Raw genomic sequence first — 19195 nt, 5'->3', positions numbered from 1 at the left:
TAATGGCGACCGTCCAATCAGCCGCATTACAGCGAAATCGGGAACAGCGCGCCCAGCACCATGGCACCCAGAATTGCGCCGCCGGTAATCGGCTTGTTCCACAGGTAGAACAGCAGCGCGCCCACCAACGAACCCAGGCCGATAGGAATGGATGCGGCCATCGCAGACAGGATAATCAACGGCCCCAGGAAGCGACCTGAAGCGTTACCCGCGCCCATCATCACGTCCGCACCGTAGGTGGAGTCGCTTTGGTTAATGGTGAACTTACGCGCCAGAATAATCAGATATCCAATCGCTAAACCCACCACCAAACCGGTTGCCAACGACGCGGCGAAGTTCGCCACCGGGAAAACAATACCGGCACCCAGCAGCAGCGCAGGCACACCGAGGCCGACGCCAGTCTGGATCGCACCGCCAATATCGAGAATCCCCACCAGCGAACCTTCGATAATGCGTGCGAACAGGAAGCTGGCGCCAAACGCCGCTACCGCGCCATACACGCCGGTTTCCATACCGGAACGCAGCATCGAAACGAACGCCACTTCGTTGAAGGCACCAATGCCATACAGGTAATACATGTGCGTACCGGCAAATACGCCGGAAGAGAGCAAACCGACAAAAATCGGGAAAGACCAGTCGGCGTACCAGAACCCTTTGTTTACGTTCTCGTTCATGCTGATGGCTCCTTATTTGCCGCTGACGCTGTTGTGGATCATATCCAGCCAGCCCGGAATACCCAGCTGGAAGGATTGCAGCAGTTTCATGTCGAATCCGCGGAAGAAGCCGCTTAACGCAAACAGCAGCACGATGGCGAACATCATCACTTTAGTGACCTTATTCCAGCCGCTCTCTTCCACGCCTTTACCAATCAGAATACCGAGCACCAAACCTGGCACCGCGTTCCCCATAATCAACTGCGCCAGACCGCCAAAAATGGTGGCCCAGAAGCCTGATTTCTTACCGGCATCAATCGCCGCCAGCCAGAAGATCACCGGCATTACGGTGTTCACCAACAGATTCGCTGCCGGTACCAGCACTTTCACTGCCGTAACCTGCAGTGCCGCAGGAACCGCTGAGGCGGTGCTATTGAGGAAGGCCACCACGATCATGCCGATGATGCCGCAGGCAATCGCCATGCGTTTCGGGTTGTGCAACGTTTCCGCTACGTTGCGATTTTTCACCATCAACGCGGCCGCGCCCCAGTTCGGCAGAATGCGGTGATCGACGTCCTGCGTGAAAGAACCTGCTGCGACGGATGATGCCCAGGCGTTAAAGAAGAAGCCGAGACCAAAGGAGAAGTGCGATGCCGGATCGCCTTCGCAGGAATTGAGTTCACCCAGGGTACGGAACGCGCCCATACCTTGGGTGGTTGGTGCGTGGAACATGCGCGCTGCGCCCGCTCCTACCCCAACGCCAACCAATCCGCCAATGATTAACGACTTAAACAAAATGATTAAAAACATGTTGTTGACCCTTTGTTGTCGTTTTTTTACCCAACACAGTGCGATGCCGGGCAGTTCTTTTAGGTCGCCGTAAATTCAACTTTCTCGGTGTCGATCACGGTGACGCTAACGGTAATTTCCAGCTCAACGCTGTAACTCCGTCGCTCGCGCGCGAGGAAAAAGAACAGAAACTTCTCCCTTCGCACGCTCTCCTGCGCGCGCAGCACCCGCACATCTATGGGTTCAATGCGCAACAGAATCTTTTGGCTGGTGCGCAGCACTTGCTGCTGCACCCTGCTCAGCGCATCGGCAAAGGCTTTTGCTTTACTCTCGCCTTTGCCCTGCACCTTTACCTGCATCTCGTATTGCTGTTTCATACTTAGCTGCCGTGTTTTTTATTCCAGGCCTGTACCAGCCGCTCACCCAGCTCTTCTTTATCCATAAAGCCGAAGCCCAGCACGGTGGCGCCTTCGTTGATGGCGGTAACGCCTTCATCGATAGAGCGCATGCCGTGTTTGGCTTTGTAACCATATTTGTTCTGCGCGGTGATGGCGCCAGCGCCGCCGCTGCCGCAGAAGGAGATGCCGAAGTCGGCATTTTCCGCTTTCATCACGTCGCCCAGCTTCATGTCAGCAGCCACGCCTGGCACCACCACCGCACGGCCACCGGCTTTCTCAATACCCGCAGCCACTTTCTGACCTTTACCCAGACGATCGCCAATCACTACAGTTACCATGTTCATTTCCTCGCAATTCATGCTTCGTTCGATTTCGCCACTTCGATATGGACGGATAACAGCCAGGCTTCTTCTTTTGGCAGATTGCCAAATAGATCAACGACCTGCTGCGCCAGCGCCATGGTTTCTGGCGAGATATCTTCAAACAATTCAGCTTCAACATCCGGCAACGCTTCGCCAGTAAGCGATCGCGATGCCATCGCCCGTACATGTGACGCCAACATCTGCTGCTGAACGGCATTGGCCTCAATATGGTGCGCGGCGTAAATCGCCGCTATTTGGCTCATCACCTTATCCGCCAGTGCCTGAATTGCCTCCGGCGTGCTCTGTTTCAGTGGGACAGCTTCACTCCTCACCTTGTTACTCCTGTTTACAGCGGACAATTACAGATAATTCTTGTTGTTAAGAAAGTTACGCGTTCCTCTTAAAGCTGTTGAGACGCTTCTTTTCCACCTTGAAGTGGAAATAGCGCGGGCGAGTGTGCGCCAGATCTCAGGACGCACGAAGTGTGCGAAATGGGTCACAAAATGCGAAAAATGATGGATTTATGCGGGATAAAACGGAGAGGCGGCAGGAAACAATAAGGCCAGCCGCAGGGCTGGCCGGTTTATCAGCGGAATTTCTTATGGTTGGCGTTGCGAATATCTTCCAGTTTCTTCGCTTCGGTTTTGGCTTCGTCCAGTTTGTTGGCTTGCGCCAGCTGATCAACCACATCGATCTGTGCAATCAGTGAATCCAGACCGGCGTGAAAATCCTTAATCTGCGCGCTATCGGCCGGCTGCCCCTGCAGTTTTTCCGGCGTGGATTGCTTCGCATCCGTTGCCGCCTGACGCATCTTGCCCAGCGCGGTGTGCATTTCCTGCGCGTCAGAGGTTTTTTTCACCACGCTCAGACCATCCTTAAGCGTATCCATATCTTTTTCCAGATCGGCCGCAAATACGCTAGCCGAGGAGAACAACAGCGACAAAGACAACATTGCGATCAAATGCTTATTACGCATTGGTATTTCCTTTTATTATTGTCGGGCGAAAAAAAAGCAGCCTCATGGGCTGCTTTCAGAAAGCGATGACTCTTATTGTCCGGCGATTTTCATCTCCGGCAGCAGCACCGAACCGCATTGTATATTGCTGCGCGTTTCAATGTCGTTACCGACAGTTACCATATTGAGCCACATATCCTTGAGGTTTCCGGCGATTGTGATCTCGCTCACAGGATATTGAATCTCACCGTTTTCGACCCAAAAACCTGACGCACCGCGTGAATAGTCCCCGGTCATGCCGTTGATGCTGGAACCCATCATCTCGGTTACCACTAAACCGGTGCCCATCTGCTTCAGCATGTCGTCAAAGCTGTGGCCCTGTCCGGCGATGCGCCAGTTGTGGATGCCGCCCGCGTGGCCGGTGCTCTGCAAGCCCAGCTTACGCGCCGAGTAGCTGGTCAATAACCAGTTTTGCAACACGCCGTCTTTGATGATGTCTCGCGACTGGGTGCGCACGCCTTCGCTGTCGAACGGCGTGGAGGCCAGGCCTTTCAGCAGATGCGGATGTTCTTCAATCGTCAGCCACTCCGGCAGAATTTGCTTGCCGAGTGAATCCAGCAGGAAGGTGGATTTACGATAGACGCTGCTGCCGCTGATCATGCCAACCAAATGGCCAAACAGGCCGGTGGCGACTTCCGGCGCGAAGATAACAGGCGCTTTCATGGTGGAGAGCTTGCGCGGTGCCAAACGTGCCAGCACGCGACGCGCGCACTCTGCACCTACCCAATCCGCGCTTTTCAGATCGTCAAATGATCGGCCAATGGTGTACGCGTAATCGCGCTCCATATTGCCGTCCTGCTCCGCAATGACGCAGCTGGAGAGCGAATGGCGGCTCGAGCAATAGCTCTGCAACATGCCGTGGCTGTTACCGAAAACTTTAATGCCGACGTGGCTATTAAAACTGCCGCCTTCGGTATTGGTGATGCGCTTGTCGGCCTGCAATGAAGCCTGTTCCGCCTGCGCCGCCAGTTCGATCGCGCGATCGGCATCGATCTCCCATGGATGGTAGAGATCGAGATCCGGCGCTTCAAATGCCAGCAGTTCGGGATCGGCAGGGGCGCCAAAAGGATCAACCGAGGTGTAACGCGCAATATCGATCGCCGCCTGCACGGTGCGTTTGATCGCATCCGGGCTAAGATCGGTTGATGAGGCGCTGCCTTTACGGTTTTGATGGTAGACGGTGATGCCGAGCGCACCATCGCTGTTGAATTCGACGTTTTCCACTTCGCCATAGCGGGTGCTGACGCCGATGCCGGTGGTTTTCGTGACCGCCACTTCAGCGCCATCGGTGCTGGCTTTTGCCAATTCCAACGCCTGCGCGACAGCCTGTTCCAACACTTTACGTTGTTCTGCAACCTGAGTAGATACGTTCATCGACCTGCCGTCTAATCTTAAGTATGAATGAATTGAGTCTATCAGACTCAGAGAACAATTTCGCAGTCGCCCGATAAACTGGTAGGATTAGCCTCTTTTTTTTAGGGAGCCAAGAGATGACCAAGCAGCCCGAAGACTGGCTCGACGATGTGCCGGATAATAATGACGAAGAAGATGAAGAGATTATCTGGGTCAGCAAAAGCGAAATTAAACGCGATGCCGAAGAGCTGAAACGCCTTGGTGCCGAGTTAGTTGACCTGGGGAAAAACTCCCTCGACAAAATCCCCCTCGACGAACAGCTGCGCGACGCGATTGAACTGGCGCAGCGCATCAAGAAAGAAGGCCGTCGCCGTCAGCTGCAGCTGATTGGTAAGATGCTGCGCGCACGCGATGAAGATCCGATTCGTCAGGCGCTGGATAAGCTGAAGAACCGTCACAACCAGCAGGTTGCGCTGTTCCACAAGCTTGAGATTTTGCGCGATCGTTTGATCGAGCAGGGTGATGACGCGGTAGCCGAAGTGTTTAACCTCTACCCGCACGCCGATCGCCAGCAGCTGCGCAGCATGATCCGTAACGCGCAGAAAGAGAAAGCCACCAATAAGCCACCAAAATCTGCACGCCAGATTTTCCAGTATTTGCGCGAGCTGGCAGAAGCGTAAGTTTTCAGCGGACATGAAAAAGGTCGGCATGAATGCCGACCTTACGATGTACCGTTGTAGGGTGGCCATTGATGGCCACCGCTAAATCAGCGCCCTAACCGCTCCAGCAGTTTCTGGTGAATGCCACCAAACCCGCCGTTACTCATTACCAGAATCGAATCGCCTGGCTGGGCTTTTTTCGCCACCATCTCGACCAGCGTATCAATATCCGCGCTCCACTGCGCCGGTTGGATGCACGCTTCCGCCACATCGGAAACCTGCCACGGAATATGGTGCGGCTGGAACAGGAACACTTCATCTGCGCGCCCTAAAGAAGGCGCCAGCTCATTCTTACTCACGCCCATTTTCATGGTGTTGGAACGCGGCTCCAGTACCGCCAGAATGCGCGCCGTACCGCCCACTTTGCTGCGCAGCGCCGCCAGCGTGGCCAGAATCGCCGTAGGGTGATGGGCAAAATCGTCATACACTTTGATGGCATTCACTTCACCGCGCAGTTCAAGACGACGACGGGCATTAATGAAGCTGCTCAGCGCTTCACCGGCATCCACCGGTTTCACACCGACATGGCGGGCAGCTGCAATCGCCATCAGGCCATTATGCATGTTGTGTTCGCCAACCAGCGCCCAGTTCACTTCGCCCACTTTCTCGCCATCGAGCCAGATTTCCCAATGTGAGGAGTCAGGCGTGAGCTTTTTCGCCTGCCAGTGACCGTTATCACCCACGGTTTCCTGCTCACTCCAGCAGCCCATCGCCATCACCTGCTTGAGGTTGTTGTCGTGTTCCGGCAGCAGGATCTTGCCCTGGCCCGGCACGATGCGGATCAAGTGATGGAACTGCTTCTGGATCGCACGCAGATCGTCAAAGATATCGGCGTGATCGAATTCGAGGTTGTTGAGGATCAGCGTGCGCGGGCAGTAATGCACAAATTTGGAACGCTTGTCGAAGAACGCGCTGTCGTACTCATCCGCTTCGATGACGAAGAATGGACTTTTTCCTAATTTTGCCGAAACCTCAAAGTTTCCTGGCACACCACCGATGATGAAGCCCGGTTCAAGGCCGCAAGCCTCGAGAATCCACGCTGCCATGCCGGCTGTGGTGGTTTTACCGTGCGTTCCGGCAACGGCCAGCACCCAACGATCGCGCAGCACGAAATCGTGAAGCCACTGCGGTCCAGAGAGGTAAGGAATGTTACGTTCCAGTACCGCTTCCACACACGGATTACCGCGCGTCATTGCGTTGCCAATGATCACAAGATCCGGCTGCGGATTAAGCTGACTAACATCGTAACCTTCAGTTAATTCAATGCCTTGCTGTTCCAGCAACGTGCTCATCGGCGGATAGACATTGGCGTCTGAGCCGGTAACTTCATGTCCCAGCGCGCGCGCGAGCATCGCCAGGCCACCCATGAAAGTGCCACAAATCCCGAGGATGTGAATACGCATAAAGAGATCCATTACTCAAAAGTTCGGCGCACAGTGTAACGCCGAGTTGAGAGGGAAGAAACGGATTAGGACTATGGTTTTTAAAGTTCAATCGGCTAAACTGCGCTCATACGTTGGTAGCTTGTTACAGCTGCTGCCACTCCATCGTAGATTCAGGGAATGTGTTATGAAAACGTTAGGCGAATTCATCGTCGAGAAGCAACACGACTTTCCACACGCCACAGGTGAACTGACGGCGCTGATTTCTTCCATTAAGCTTGGCGCTAAAATTATCCACCGCGACATCAATAAAGCGGGTCTGGTGGATATTCTGGGTGCCAGCGGCGTGGAAAACGTGCAGGGTGAGCAGCAGATGAAGCTCGATCTGTTCGCTAACGAAAAGCTGAAAGCCGCTTTGAAAGCGCGTGGCGTGGTGGCCGGTATCGCCTCGGAAGAAGAAGATGAGTTTGTCATCTTTGAAGGTTCAGAGAATGGCAAATACGTGGTGTTGATGGATCCGCTGGATGGTTCTTCGAATATCGATGTTAACGTCTCCGTGGGTACCATTTTCTCCATCTATCACCGTATCAGCGAGCCTGGCACGCCGATTACCGAAGCCGACTTTATGCAGCCGGGCAACAAGCAGGTTGCGGCCGGTTACGTGGTGTACGGCTCCTCGACCATGATGGTGTATACCACTGGCGTGGGCGTGCATGCGTTTACTTACGATCCGTCACTCGGCGTGTTCTGCCTGAGCCACGAGCGCATGACCTTCCCAGAGAAGGGTTACACCTATTCGATTAACGAAGGTAACTACATTCGCTTCCCACAGGGCGTGAAGAAATACCTGAAGTTCTGTCAGGAAGAAGATATCGCCACCAAGCGTCCGTATACCTCGCGCTACATTGGTTCATTAGTGGCCGATTTCCATCGTAACCTGCTGAAAGGCGGCATCTATCTTTACCCAAGCACCGCCAGCCATCCGCAAGGCAAGCTGCGTCTGCTGTACGAATGCAACCCAATGGCCTTCCTCGCTGAGCAAGCGGGCGGTAAAGCCAGCGACGGTGCCAATCGCATCCTTGATATCCAGCCAGAAACGCTGCACCAGCGCTGCCCGTTCTTCTGCGGCAACGATGCGATGGTAGGCGACGTTGAACGCTTTATCCGTGAGTACCCGGACGACCATTCAGCGTAAGTTGCGAGCCTGATGCAATGAAGCCCGCCTCCGTGCGGGCTTTTTATTGCTGCGTATGAATGCGCCTCCTTACGAAGGCAGAGCAGCAACCACGCGGAAATGCGCCATCGAATCCTGCAACTGCTGCGACTGCGCTTCCAGCGATTGCGTAGCGGCGCTGGCTTCTTCCACCAGTGCGGCGTTTTGCTGGGCGGCTTCATCCATCTGCGTCACCGCCTGATTCACCTGCTCAATGCCGCGACTCTGCTCTTGCGAGGCGATGGAGATCTCTTTCATCAGCGAGGTCACGCGCATCACTTCGCTAGAGATTTCATCCATGGTTTCACCCGCGCGCGTAGCCATGTCGCTGCCCTCTTTTACGCGCGATTGCGATTCCGCGATCAGCTCACGAATCTCTTTGGCCGCAGTAGCGCTGCGACCCGCCAGCGTGCGCACTTCATTAGCGACCACGGCAAAACCGCGCCCTTGCTCACCGGCCCGTGCCGCTTCGACCGACGCGTTCAGGGCGAGGATGTTGGTCTGGAAGGCAATGCCATCAATCACGCTGAGGATGTCGCCAATACGGTTAGAGCTTTGCGTGATTTCCTGCATTTTCTCCATCACATAGCCCACCACTTCGGCACCGCGATCGGCGCTGTCGGATACATTGCTGGCAAGCTGATTGGCCTCTTTGGCATTGCTGGCGTTGAGGCGCACGGTGGCCGTCAGCTGCTCCATGCTGGCGGCGGTTTGCTCCAGCGAGGCGGCGGACTCTTCGGTACGCTGGGAAAGATGCACGGTGCCCGCCGCTAACTCGCGACTGCCCACGTCAATTTGCAAGCTGGCTTCACGCACCGAGCTCACCGAGCTGCTCAGGGCCTGCTGCATGTTGGCCAGCGCCTGATTAAGACGGCCCAGCTCATTTTTCCCGGCTTCAGGCAGCGGCTGCGATAAATCGCCCGCGGCAATCTGCTCAAGATGCTGAATCGCACCATCGAGCGGCCGTAGCAGTAAACGACGCAACAGTTCCCAGGCCAATGCGATCAGCAGCAATGTCAGCGCCATCGCTACACCAATCATGATCTTCATCTGCGTTTCATTGCGCGCCGCCTGCGCCAGACGGGCAGCGGAGATGCCGTCGGCGTAGAGGCTAAAGTCATTGACGGCTTTGGCATAGTTGCCCGCTAGCGTCGAAAGATTGCCCTCCAGCACCTGGTAATACTCATCGGTGTACTGTTTTTCCAGCGCATCCATCATCGGCATAATCGCGCCTTTGTGATACGCCGCAAACGTCGCCGCCACAGCATCGGCGAGGGTTTTTCCCTGCGCCGTCACCGTTCCCGCGTCAATAAAGGCGTTGAGATGGCGCTGAGAGCTTGCCACATCCGCCTGCGCCTGTTTGGTGACGCTGCTGCCTTCATCCAGTAAGCCAATTTCAATTTTTCGCACCGCCAATGCTGCGCTCGCGCGCGCGCGCATCAGATCGGCATTGCTTTGGTACAAACTGTTCAACTCAATCCCCTGAATACGATTAATGGTATCAAGTGATTGATTGCCAATATTAATAGCAGAAATGCCCATGGCGCTTACCACCAATAACAGCAGCGTCATAAAAGCCAGGAGCGTGAGTAATGCAGTACGAATTGATAGCTTTTTGATCATGATTGTCCCCGTTTGCACGAAAAGGCAGAAATCCGCTGGCCCTAAAACGGAGAGATTATCGGCAGTGTCGCAGGGAAACTTTATCCTTTGTTGATGGTCAATCTGCTCACTAACGCCTACGCTTCACTTTTGTTGAAGTCCGCTGCAGAAAATTAAGGAAGGAAATGATGAAAAAATGGCTCCCGGTCGCGTTGTTACTGGTTAGTGGTTTTGCCTCGGCGCAGCAGCAAAACCCCATCGATCAGCAGCTCGACCAGTGTATGAACAAGGAATCTACCACCCTCGGTATGTCGAAGTGCTACGACACTGCCAGTAAGGCGTGGGACAAAGAGATGAACGTGCAGTACACGCAAGCGATGAAAAAATTAACCGGCGACCCTAAAGACAAATTGCGCAGCGCCCAGCGCGCCTGGCTGGCGTATCGCGACAGCTGGCTTGATGCCAGCCGCAGCTATTTCCTGAGCAGCCAGGGCAGCATGGCAGCGCTATCGGTGGGCGCGCAGGGCGTGAGCCTGGTACGGAATCAGGCGCTGATGTTGCAATCAATTAACAAAGGCAGTTGCGCCAACCCCGACGATTGTTGATTAATGGAGGCGTTAAAATAACGCTGAGCGCTGGCCACTTGTCAGCGCGCCCATCAATCGTCAGGGAGAAACCATGGCTGCTTATGCCTCCACCATCATTCTTGTTTGCCTCGCCGTCCTCAGTTACTTCGTCCATAACAGCGCCGTTACCATTTCTATTCTGATTCTGCTGGCGATTAAGCTCACGCCGCTGTCGCAATTCTTTCCCTATGTGGAAAAACAGGGCATTCAGATTGGCATTATTATCCTGACCGTTGCCGTGATGGCGCCGCTGGCTAGCGGTACGCTGCCGGCCTCTTCGCTGCTGAAATCGTTCGCGAATTGGCAATCGATTGTGGCCATTGTGGTGGGCATTTTTGTCGCCTGGCTGGGTGGCCGCGGCGTTAACTTTATGAGCGTGCAGCCGTCGGTAATTGGTGGATTGTTAATTGGCACCGTGATTGGCGTGGCCTTCTTCCGCGGCGTACCGGTCGGACCACTGATTGCTGCCGGTATCGTCTCGCTGTTTGTCACCGCGAAGTAGCAGGTTGGAGCATTCTGAAACGCCAAAAAGGGGGCATACTTTCAGAGTCAGTTGGCTATAATAGCCGTCACTCAACATATGACTAATGAAGGAAAGCCAGATGAGTTTGAACCAGGTGCCTGCAGGTAAAGAGTTGCCAGAAGATATCTATGTTGTCATTGAGATCCCGGCCAACGCCGATCCGATCAAATATGAAGTCGACAAAGAGTCTGGTGCCCTGTTTGTAGACCGTTTCATGTCTACCGCCATGTTCTATCCGTGCAACTACGGTTACATCAACCACACGCTGTCTCTGGATGGTGATCCGGTTGACGTACTGGTGCCAACCCCGTATCCGCTGGTGCCGGGCTCAGTGATTCGCTGCCGCCCAGTTGGCGTGCTGAAAATGACCGACGAGTCTGGCGAAGATGCCAAGCTGGTTGCGGTTCCGCACACCAAGCTGAGCAAAGAGTACGATCACATCAAAGATGTGAACGACCTGCCAGAACTGCTGAAAGCCCAGATCACCCACTTCTTTGAGCACTACAAAGATCTGGAAAAAGGCAAATGGGTGAAGGTTGACGGCTGGGATAACGCGGAAGCGGCCAAAGCTGAAATCATCGCTTCGTACGAGCGCGCACAGAAGAAATAAGCAAGCCTGGTGCGCATGAATGCGCGCCCTGCTTTCCCTGTAAGGTCGACATTCATGGTGACCGGTTTGCAGATAAAAAAACACCGTCCAATGGACGGTGTTTTTATTTATGCTTCTGTTTCGTCATCACGCCGTAGCCAGTCGCCGCTCGCGATGCGCGTACGCCCCGCGATTGAGCGTTGATAGACATACAGCCAGGCACTGCCGTAAGGCGTCTGGATGAGTTGGCGTTTGTATTCGCCATTTTTAGTGCGCAAGGCATCAAGCTCGCCGAGCGTGCTGGCGTCGATGCGATAAACCTCGCAAGAGACGTTTCCTTCGCCTGCAACCACGCCCGGATAGTGACCCAGATTGTAGAGATCAAACCCAACAATCTGATGGTCACCTAACCATTGCGCATTCGTCATCCAATGACTGTTTCCCTGTTTGCGCCGTAAACTACCATAGACAATTATTCGCATTGCTAAAACTCAAACTGATAGAGCAAATCCAATGCCTGGTCGAGACCCGACACGGCTTCTAAATAGAGTTTGGGCATCAGGCGATAACGCAAGGTTAAAGTCGCCAGTGAATCAAATATGCCAACACCGTATTTTACTTGTAGACCTGGCAACACATAACCACTGACCTGCACTTGCTGGCTGTCGCCCACGCCTGCGGTGTCAACTGCGAGGTTACTGACGCCGAATGTCTCGCCGATTTTACCCACAACCTGACCACTTTGTGCAACCCCCAAACCTACCAGCGCTGAAGTTAATGCATTACTGTCACCATCGCTGCCCAGTCCCTGACCGCGTAATAAGTAAGAAAGTGCTTCCTGCTGAGACATAGCCGGATCGGAGAACACTTCCACTTTCGGCTCATCCGCCAGCCCCGTCACGCGCAGGCCCGCTGTCACGTCATCCTCAGTGGCTTCCGGATTACGGATCGCTTCCAGGTTGACGTAAGGTTGATCCGGCGGCCCCGCGAATTGCAGCTCACCTTTACGCACCACCAGATCCTGACCATAAGCGTGGAAACGGCCGGATGGAATATTGATTTGCCCGTTCAGACCAAGGCCATTTTTATCCTGCACCAGCTTCAGATCGCCATTCAGCTTGGCTTTCAGGCCAAATGCTGAAAGGCGTACGTCGTTGCCCACGTGGATAATCAGATTGCTGTTGATCGGAATGGCAGCCGTTTTTGGCTGAATCGGTTTGAGATTTTCATCCAGCATCACTTCATCCGAGGAGACGCCGGTGGCGCTTTCTGGCACTTCCTGCACGGTGATGCGCGCCCACGGAATATCCACTTTACCGTCCAGATTGAACGCGGCTGGCGTGGCTTCAAACACCAAATCTGGCGATACATCCATGCGCACCATCGGCGGGACGGTGACGCGTACGCGGCTGCCCTGCGCCGCCACGCGGGCTCGCCAGTTATCCAACTGGCTCCAGTCAGCGTCACCGCTCAGATTGATATTGCCCTGCGCCGTCTGGATCAGGCCGTTGAGCGTTGAGCTCATGCCGTTGAACACCATATTGAGGTTGGCAGCGGTGAGATCGACCGGCATAAAGCTGCCGTCGACATCCACATCCCTGAGCCCCAGCTGGCCAAACACCTGCGGCTGCTGCAGCGTACCGCCAAGGCGCAGATTGCTGTTCAGGTTGCCTTTGATCTTCTCACCTGACATCAGCGCGGGATTGAGCATCGCCAGCGAAATATTGCTGATGCCGATGTTGCCCGACAGCTGACGGCGGTTCTGCGGATCGGCAATTTGTACGTTACCGCTTAGCTGCCCGTTATTAACGATATGGATCAGCCAATCCAGCTGCGCACGACCGTTACGCAGCGCCGCATTCAGATTCAGCGTATCGAAGGCGATGGTTAAGCTGTTGCCTTGGACATCCTGCTCCACCTTCACGCCATTACCTTTCAGCGAAACGGAACCGGTTGGCAACGCGCCGTCAGCCGTCCAGTTGACGCGCGCATCACCGCTGAACACCCCGTTCAGTTTGGTGGCATCAGTGAGGAACGGTTTGATCATCGCCAGATCGAAGCGATTGAGCACAACGTGTGCATGTCCACTCGCGCCTGCTTCAATCGGTTCCGGCACGCACAGCTGCGCATTAGGATTCTGCCAGCAGTGCGGCCCAATGGTCGCCGTCTGCTTACTGTTGAGGTAATCAATGGCCATTGCGCGCGTCAGGCGCCATTCACCTACCGGCGTGTCAAAGCGGGTGTTGTTAAGATTGCCCTGCCAGCGCTCAGTTTTGCGATCGAAACTGCCGTTAAGCGCCAGCTGACCGGAAACCGGTTCGCCCTCAACATTGAGCTTCAGCTGATGCTGATGCTCATTACCATCGGCATTCAGCGTCAGCAGATTCACTTTCAAAGCATCTTGCTGCAGCTGTTCCACGCGTAATTGCAGCTTCCCGGCCACCTGATCGCTGGATTTCACATCCCCCAGCAAGGCGATGCGGCGGATTTGCAGCTGCTGCCAGCGCAAGCCGGTTGCCGTGAGATCGGCCAGCAGCTGCGGTGCCTGCAGAGTGCCACGCGCTTTAAGGGTGCCTTTCGCTACGCCGCCAAGGCCAGGTAGCGCGTTGTTCAACTGCGGCGCATCAAGCGTGGCATCAAGGTTGAGGCTATCACCCAACTCGCCTTTCACGTCCAGATGGTTACGTCCCAGCGCCAGATTCAGGCCGGGAATTTTCCACTGGTTGTAACTGTTGCCGGTTAACGTGCCGTTGGCACTCAGCGCGTTCTGTTTCACGTTACCTTTCAGCGCTAGCTGCGGCACGCTGAGCTGCCAGCTTCCGCCGTACAGACTCCCGCGCGTGGCTATTTTGCCATCCAGTTTCGCTGGCCAATCCGGATACTGTTTGGCGGTGTTAATACCTGACAGCGTCAGCTCGCTGCGCCAGCTGATGGCTTTACTCCAGTCCACCAGCGCGGTCAGATCGATATTGCCCTGCAGCGCCGCGACGCGCAGTTTATCGAGATTGAACTGCTGCTCGTTGCCTTTGCCGTCCAGTGCAATCGTCGCCGGCGGCACGCCCTCGCCTTTCACTGCGGTGCGCAGCGACATCACGTAGTCGGTGGCTTTGCCCTTGAACTGATAATCCAGATTATCGGCCTGATACTGCACCGGGCCGGTTAGCGGCCAGCGCAGCTGCGGACTGGTGAGATGCAATGCCAGCGGTAAACCGGCGACCGCAGGTTGGGCACTGGCATCAAGCTGCGCGCGCACCGGGCCAGAGAGATTGAGCCCCAGCTTCAGCTCCTCGCGCATTGCGCCACCGAGGTTCATTTTGATCTTCTCACCCTTAATGGGATCGAGATTGAGCGTGCCGTTCAGCGCAAAATTCACCGGCCAATTATCGGCAAGGGTGGCTTCGCCGCTGGCGTTTACCTGCCCCTGCGGCGAATCAACATCGAAGGTTTCTAACTGCAAATGGCGATCGGCGGTTTTCGCTTTGAGCAACAAGCGTGTAATAGAGACATCGGTATCGCCGGTAATACGCAGCTGTTCACCCAGCAGCTCCTGTACGGTGATATCCAGCGGCAGCTGGAAGTCAGGCATTTCGGGCAGCAGCGGCTTAGCAAACATCTCCTGTAGCGTTTCACCGAGGGGTTTTTCCAGCGGCTGTGGCTGCTCCACTTTAGGCTGCACCACTTGCTCATCCACCACTTTGGCCGCTTTCGGTAGCGCAATCAGCAGGCTTTGGATATGGGTGGGCGTCAGCGTCAGCGCACGATCTTGCCACTGCAGGCCGGTGGTAAAATCAAGCAGGGAAATCGCGGTGTCATCGACCTTAACGTTGATGTTATGCAAACCCACTTTGCTTAGCGTAATGGGATAAGGCGTGCTGAGATTGGTGCTGCCGCTCTCCTCTTCCGGTGGCGGCGCGCTGGCGGGGGCCATTTTTTTGCTATCCACCACCACGCTAACATCCTGCAAGGCGATATCATTCACACACACAGAGGAGTGCAGCAAACAGTTGAGATTCAGCGCCAGATGGAAGCGCCCGGCATCCACGCTGACGCCTGGCATTTCATACTTCACACCGCTCAGCGTGAGATCGCGCCAGCCGCCGTCAACCTGTTTGATCGATAAGCCCGGCACCCAGCGATCGGCGCCTTTCAGCAGCAGATGCAAACCGGGCGTGGTGCCAACCAAAAACGCGATGCCGCCAAGCAGCAGCACTAAAAAAATAGCGATACCAATCAGGACCTTTTTCCATAGCTTCATAGTTCAGGCCCCAATCCTACGTAAAATTGCAATCCATGCTCCTTGTCATCGCCAATCGGCCGTGCGATATCAAACTTGATCGGCCCCACCGGAGAAGACCAGCGCACGCCGAAGCCCGCGCCGGTTTTAACGTTGCTCTGCTTAATGTCGTTGACGGCTTCACCGGAATCGACAAACACCGCGCCCCACCATTTTCCGGTCACGTTATATTGATATTCGAGCGAGCCGGTGGCCATTTTTGAGGCACCGGTCAGCTTGCCATTATCATCACGCGGCGAGATGTCTTTATATTTGTACCCACGAATACTGCGATCGCCACCGGCGAAGAAGCGCAGGTCCGGTGGCACTTTGTCGAAATTGTTGGTTTCAATCCAACCGAGATTGCCGCGCGCCACGAAGCGATGCTTGTCGGCGAGGGTACGAATCCAGACGTTTTGCGCTTGCAGGATCATGAAATCAACGTCCGATCCCCAGGTGGTATCCGATACATCCACCGAATAACGCTGTGAATCGCCCCACGTTGGCATCAACCCACCGCGCGAACGGGTGCGGTTCAGACTCACGCCCGGATAGAGCAGCATGGTGGTGTTGGTGACGCTGGCCTGAGTAAAGTGATCGAGGCTCCAGCGCAGGTTGATCGCCTTCTGCCAACCGCTGCTGCTGTCCCAGTTGCGCGACATCGCCAGCGTAGTGGTATCGGCTTTAGTGTCATTGAGATCGGTGCGCTTCACGCCGCCGGAGAAGGTGTAATACTGCTCCAGCGGACTTTTCAGCAGCGGCACTTTATAGCTGAGATCGAGCTGCTGCTCAGGTCCGGAGACGTAGGCGCTGGCAGCCAGGCTGTGGCCGCTACTGTTAATCCACGGTTTTTTCCACGTGCCTTTCAGACGCGGACCGACGTCAGTGGAGTAACCCACGCCGGTTTCTATGGTGTTTTCCACCCGTGGCGATACGGCGGCGCTGAGCGGCAGGACTTTGGTTTGACGGCCTTTATCAAACTCCGGTGCCACCACCACTGAGTTAAACCAGCCGGTGGCGGATAAACGGCGGTTGAGCTCGGCTAGATCCCGCGAACTGTAGTGATCGCCTTTTTTAAACGGCACCAGATTCTGCAAGTAGGCTTCGTTGATTTGCGAGCCCTCGAAGCTGACGTCACCAAAACGATAACGCGGACCGCTATCGTAATTGATGTCCCAGAACGCTTCGCGGCGCTCGACCGATACGCCAAGCTGGCTTTGCTTAAAGTCACCGTCAAAGTAACCGTTACGCAATGCCAGGCTGGAGAAACCATTTTTGAATTTGTCGTAGGCGCCGTGATTCAATTGCGTGCCGACTTTTGGTGTGCCCTGTTTAACCCAGGCTTGATAGTCCTCGTCGGTTTTCGCCTCACCTTCTATCACGATGTTACTGCCACCAATCTTTACCGGTTCGCCAGGCGTAACGTGGGCAATCAACACCGGACGACCACCCTGCGGGGGCGCCGGGCGCGATTCAAAATCGATCTGCGGTTCGTAGTAACCTAGCGCGCGCAGGCCTTCTTTAATCGCCACTGAAACACGAGCCTGGAAACGGCCGTCGTTTGACACCTCGTCACTGCCAATGGTAGACAAGCGTGCCCTGACGTTCTTTTGCAAATCCCCGGTCAGGCCTTCCAACTGCAAGCGCACCTTGGCTGCCTCGACGGCAGGTGCAGCAAGCAACAGGCTGGCCAAACAATAAATATGAAATCGTGGCACACGTACTCCTGTTAATAATGCCGGCCCCTATTCCGCAGGGGCGTTTATTCATTCGAAGGGTATCACCACCGCCGTGTACCCATCAGCATAGCCGCTCTTTTTACCCACAACGGCGACGACGCCAAATTGTGGGCTATTGTCGGTAAATGGGGGAAACGATACAACAGCCAGGCACGTCTTCCGCCTCTGGCACGCACGCACTCGGATTAATCCGAGCGCACAGTGCGCCCCTCTGGCGGCATGATAAGCGCTGCTGCTATAATCAGCGACCAGCAGGCTTCGCCTGCACTCTTTTCTGCCCCGACGTTAACCTTATCTTGTCGATATGGCGCAGACATTTTTGGCACGGATAGCCTGTTTGACTGGCGAGTACCGGATGTACGCCCACTCCCGCGCTGCCCAGGCCAAAAATGACAAGTGATTAACCCAACGGATCTCTTATGCTCGATAGCTTACTTGTCATTCTTTTACTGATTCTCATCAGTTCATTTTTTTCTCTTTCGGAGATCTCGCTGGCGGCTGCCCGCAAGATCAAGCTGAAGTTACTGGCTGACGAAGGCAATATCAACGCACAGCGCGTGCTGAAAATGCAGGAACAACCCGGCATGTTCTTCACCGTGGTGCAAATTGGCCTCAATGCCGTGGCTATCCTCGGCGGTATTGTCGGCGATGCGGCTTTCTCTCCTGCCTTCAATGGCCTGTTTAGCCGCTTTGTGGCCCCAGAACTCGCAGAACAACTCAGTTTTATCTGCTCTTTTACCATTGTAACCAGCCTGTTCATTCTGTTTGCTGATCTCACACCAAAACGCGTGGGGATGATTGCACCGGAAGCGGTGGCGCTGCGTATCATCAACCCTATGCGCTTCTGTTTAGTGGTGCTGCGCCCGCTGGTATGGCTATTCAACGGTTTAGCCAACGTCTTCTTCCGCATGTTCAAATTGCCGATGGTGCGTAAAGACGATATTACCTCCGACGATATTTATGCAGTGGTAGAAGCGGGCGCCCTGGCCGGCGTGCTGCGTAAGCAGGAACATGAGCTGATTGAAAACGTTTTTGAACTGGAATCACGCACCGTGCCGTCATCAATGACCTCGCGCGAGAACGTGGTGTGGTTCGATTTACACGAAGATGAAACGACCCTCAAAACCAAAATCGCTCAGCATCCGCACTCCAAATTTATCGTGTGCGATGGCGATATTGACCATATCGTCGGCTATGTGGATTCGAAAGAACTGCTGCTGCGCGTACTGGGCAACCAGAGTTTGACGCTCAACAGCGGTGTGCAAATTCGCTCGGCGCTGATTGTGCCAGATACGCTGACGCTCTCTGAAGCGCTGGAAAGCTTCAAAACCGCCGGTGAAGACTTCGCGGTGATCATGAACGAATATGCGTTGGTGGTCGGTATTATCACGCTGAATGACGTGATGACCACGCTGATGGGCGATTTGGTCGGACAAGGCCAGGAAGAGCAGATTGTCGCGCGTGATGAGAACTCATGGCTGGTAGAAGGCGGTACGCCGATTGATGACGTCATGCGTGTGCTGGATATCGATGATTTTCCGCAGTCTGGCAATTACGAAACCATTGGCGGCTTCATGATGTACATGCTGCGCAAAATTCCTAAGCGTACCGATTTTGTGAAGTTTTCCGGCTACAAGTTTGAAGTGGTCGATATTGACAGTTACCGCATCGATCAGCTGTTGGTGACACGCATTGATGAACGTCCGCCGGTGCTGAATGTATCGAAGAATGCGGTGGATGAATCGGAGTCGTCGTAGGGTCGCCAGTTATCGCGTTATGCCGCTCACTTAGGCCAAAAAATGCCTGTTTATGCAGGTGCGCATGAATGCGCACCCTACGGAAATCCGGCTATATCCACGTAGGGTCACCATTCATGGTGACCGATTCACGCTTAACCGACGAGCATTACGCCAGTTATCGCGATCAACACAACACCAACCGCAGAAATACTGAGGGCGC

Annotated in this window: 18 protein-coding genes; 6 read left to right on the top strand and 12 right to left on the bottom strand. The window is 54.8% G+C overall.

Annotated elements, in window-relative coordinates:
- Window positions 1–26: 26 nt before the first annotated feature.
- The 7 genes from ACIP6T_RS17765 to pmbA all read right to left on the bottom strand — a co-directional run bounded on the left by ACIP6T_RS17765 (window position 27) and on the right by pmbA (window position 4591).
- The gene (locus ACIP6T_RS17765; RefSeq protein WP_097095916.1) at window positions 27–674 is read right to left on the bottom strand and encodes a DUF4310 family protein; all 648 of its coding nucleotides are present in this window, start codon (window positions 672–674) and stop codon (window positions 27–29) included.
- 12 nt (window positions 675–686) lie between these two features.
- Entirely contained in the window at window positions 687–1463 is a 777-nt protein-coding gene (locus ACIP6T_RS17760) for a DUF4311 domain-containing protein (protein ID WP_007892190.1), read from the bottom strand.
- 59 nt (window positions 1464–1522) lie between these two features.
- Complete coding sequence (locus ACIP6T_RS17755; RefSeq protein WP_097095915.1) at window positions 1523–1819, bottom strand: DUF4312 family protein; 297 nt, start codon at window positions 1817–1819, stop codon at window positions 1523–1525.
- 2 nt (window positions 1820–1821) lie between these two features.
- A complete protein-coding gene (locus tag ACIP6T_RS17750) occupies window positions 1822–2178 on the bottom strand; it encodes an SFCGS family glycine-rich protein (protein ID WP_009087404.1) in 357 nt (118 codons plus the stop codon).
- A 17-nt stretch (window positions 2179–2195) separates the two neighbouring features.
- A complete protein-coding gene (locus tag ACIP6T_RS17745) occupies window positions 2196–2534 on the bottom strand; it encodes a glycine dehydrogenase (protein WP_097095914.1) in 339 nt (112 codons plus the stop codon).
- A 254-nt stretch (window positions 2535–2788) separates the two neighbouring features.
- Entirely contained in the window at window positions 2789–3178 is a 390-nt protein-coding gene (cybC, locus tag ACIP6T_RS17740; RefSeq protein ID WP_097095913.1) for a cytochrome b562, read from the bottom strand.
- Between the two features lie 72 nt (window positions 3179–3250).
- Window positions 3251–4591 carry a metalloprotease PmbA gene (gene pmbA / locus ACIP6T_RS17735; protein WP_008103558.1) on the bottom strand — a complete coding sequence of 447 codons (1341 nt, stop codon included), beginning with the start codon at window positions 4589–4591 and terminating at the stop codon, window positions 3251–3253.
- Between the two features lie 116 nt (window positions 4592–4707).
- Between pmbA and yjgA the strand changes: the two genes are divergently transcribed.
- Complete coding sequence (gene yjgA / locus ACIP6T_RS17730) at window positions 4708–5250, top strand: ribosome biogenesis factor YjgA (RefSeq protein WP_097095912.1); 543 nt, start codon at window positions 4708–4710, stop codon at window positions 5248–5250.
- Window positions 5251–5336: 86 nt separating this feature from the next.
- On the opposite strand, the gene mpl is transcribed toward yjgA, so the two are convergent.
- Window positions 5337–6692: a UDP-N-acetylmuramate:L-alanyl-gamma-D-glutamyl-meso-diaminopimelate ligase gene (gene mpl, locus ACIP6T_RS17725; RefSeq protein ID WP_345828176.1), complete on the bottom strand. Its 1356-nt coding sequence runs from the start codon at window positions 6690–6692 to the stop codon at window positions 5337–5339.
- Between the two features lie 166 nt (window positions 6693–6858).
- Between mpl and fbp the strand changes: the two genes are divergently transcribed.
- Entirely contained in the window at window positions 6859–7866 is a 1008-nt protein-coding gene (fbp, locus tag ACIP6T_RS17720) for a class 1 fructose-bisphosphatase (RefSeq protein WP_097095910.1), read from the top strand.
- Between the two features lie 69 nt (window positions 7867–7935).
- On the opposite strand, the gene ACIP6T_RS17715 is transcribed toward fbp, so the two are convergent.
- Window positions 7936–9504 carry a methyl-accepting chemotaxis protein gene (locus ACIP6T_RS17715; protein WP_400458560.1) on the bottom strand — a complete coding sequence of 523 codons (1569 nt, stop codon included), beginning with the start codon at window positions 9502–9504 and terminating at the stop codon, window positions 7936–7938.
- A gap of 170 nt (window positions 9505–9674) precedes the next feature.
- On the opposite strand from ACIP6T_RS17715, the gene ACIP6T_RS17710 reads away from it, so the two are divergent.
- The 3 genes from ACIP6T_RS17710 (at window position 9675) to ppa (ending at window position 11245) form a co-directional block, all read left to right on the top strand.
- Window positions 9675–10091: a lysozyme inhibitor LprI family protein gene (locus tag ACIP6T_RS17710; protein ID WP_345828175.1), complete on the top strand. Its 417-nt coding sequence runs from the start codon at window positions 9675–9677 to the stop codon at window positions 10089–10091.
- A 73-nt stretch (window positions 10092–10164) separates the two neighbouring features.
- Entirely contained in the window at window positions 10165–10614 is a 450-nt protein-coding gene (locus tag ACIP6T_RS17705; RefSeq protein ID WP_007892168.1) for a DUF441 domain-containing protein, read from the top strand.
- A gap of 100 nt (window positions 10615–10714) precedes the next feature.
- Entirely contained in the window at window positions 10715–11245 is a 531-nt protein-coding gene (ppa, locus tag ACIP6T_RS17700; protein WP_007892166.1) for an inorganic diphosphatase, read from the top strand.
- A gap of 107 nt (window positions 11246–11352) precedes the next feature.
- On the opposite strand, the gene ACIP6T_RS17695 is transcribed toward ppa, so the two are convergent.
- The 3 genes from ACIP6T_RS17695 to ACIP6T_RS17685 are packed head-to-tail and all read right to left on the bottom strand — an operon-like array spanning window position 11353 to window position 17215.
- Entirely contained in the window at window positions 11353–11706 is a 354-nt protein-coding gene (locus ACIP6T_RS17695; protein ID WP_345828172.1) for a gamma-glutamylcyclotransferase, read from the bottom strand.
- Between the two features lie 2 nt (window positions 11707–11708).
- A complete protein-coding gene (locus tag ACIP6T_RS17690; protein ID WP_400458230.1) occupies window positions 11709–15479 on the bottom strand; it encodes a translocation/assembly module TamB domain-containing protein in 3771 nt (1256 codons plus the stop codon).
- Window positions 15476–17215, bottom strand: coding sequence for an autotransporter assembly complex family protein (locus ACIP6T_RS17685; RefSeq protein WP_345828169.1), 1740 nt, complete (start codon window positions 17213–17215; stop codon window positions 15476–15478). The genes ACIP6T_RS17690 and ACIP6T_RS17685 overlap by 4 nt, the downstream gene beginning before the upstream one ends.
- A 440-nt stretch (window positions 17216–17655) precedes the next feature.
- Between ACIP6T_RS17685 and ACIP6T_RS17680 the strand changes: the two genes are divergently transcribed.
- Complete coding sequence (locus ACIP6T_RS17680) at window positions 17656–18993, top strand: hemolysin family protein (protein WP_097095905.1); 1338 nt, start codon at window positions 17656–17658, stop codon at window positions 18991–18993.
- Window positions 18994–19195 lie beyond the last annotated feature (202 nt).

This window comes from Pantoea sp. NPDC088449, assembly GCF_044753225.1.
Classification (GTDB): domain Bacteria; phylum Pseudomonadota; class Gammaproteobacteria; order Enterobacterales; family Enterobacteriaceae; genus Pantoea; species Pantoea floridensis.
Note: the sequence above shows the minus strand (reverse complement) of the source record. Positions and strands in the feature narration are given on the sequence as shown.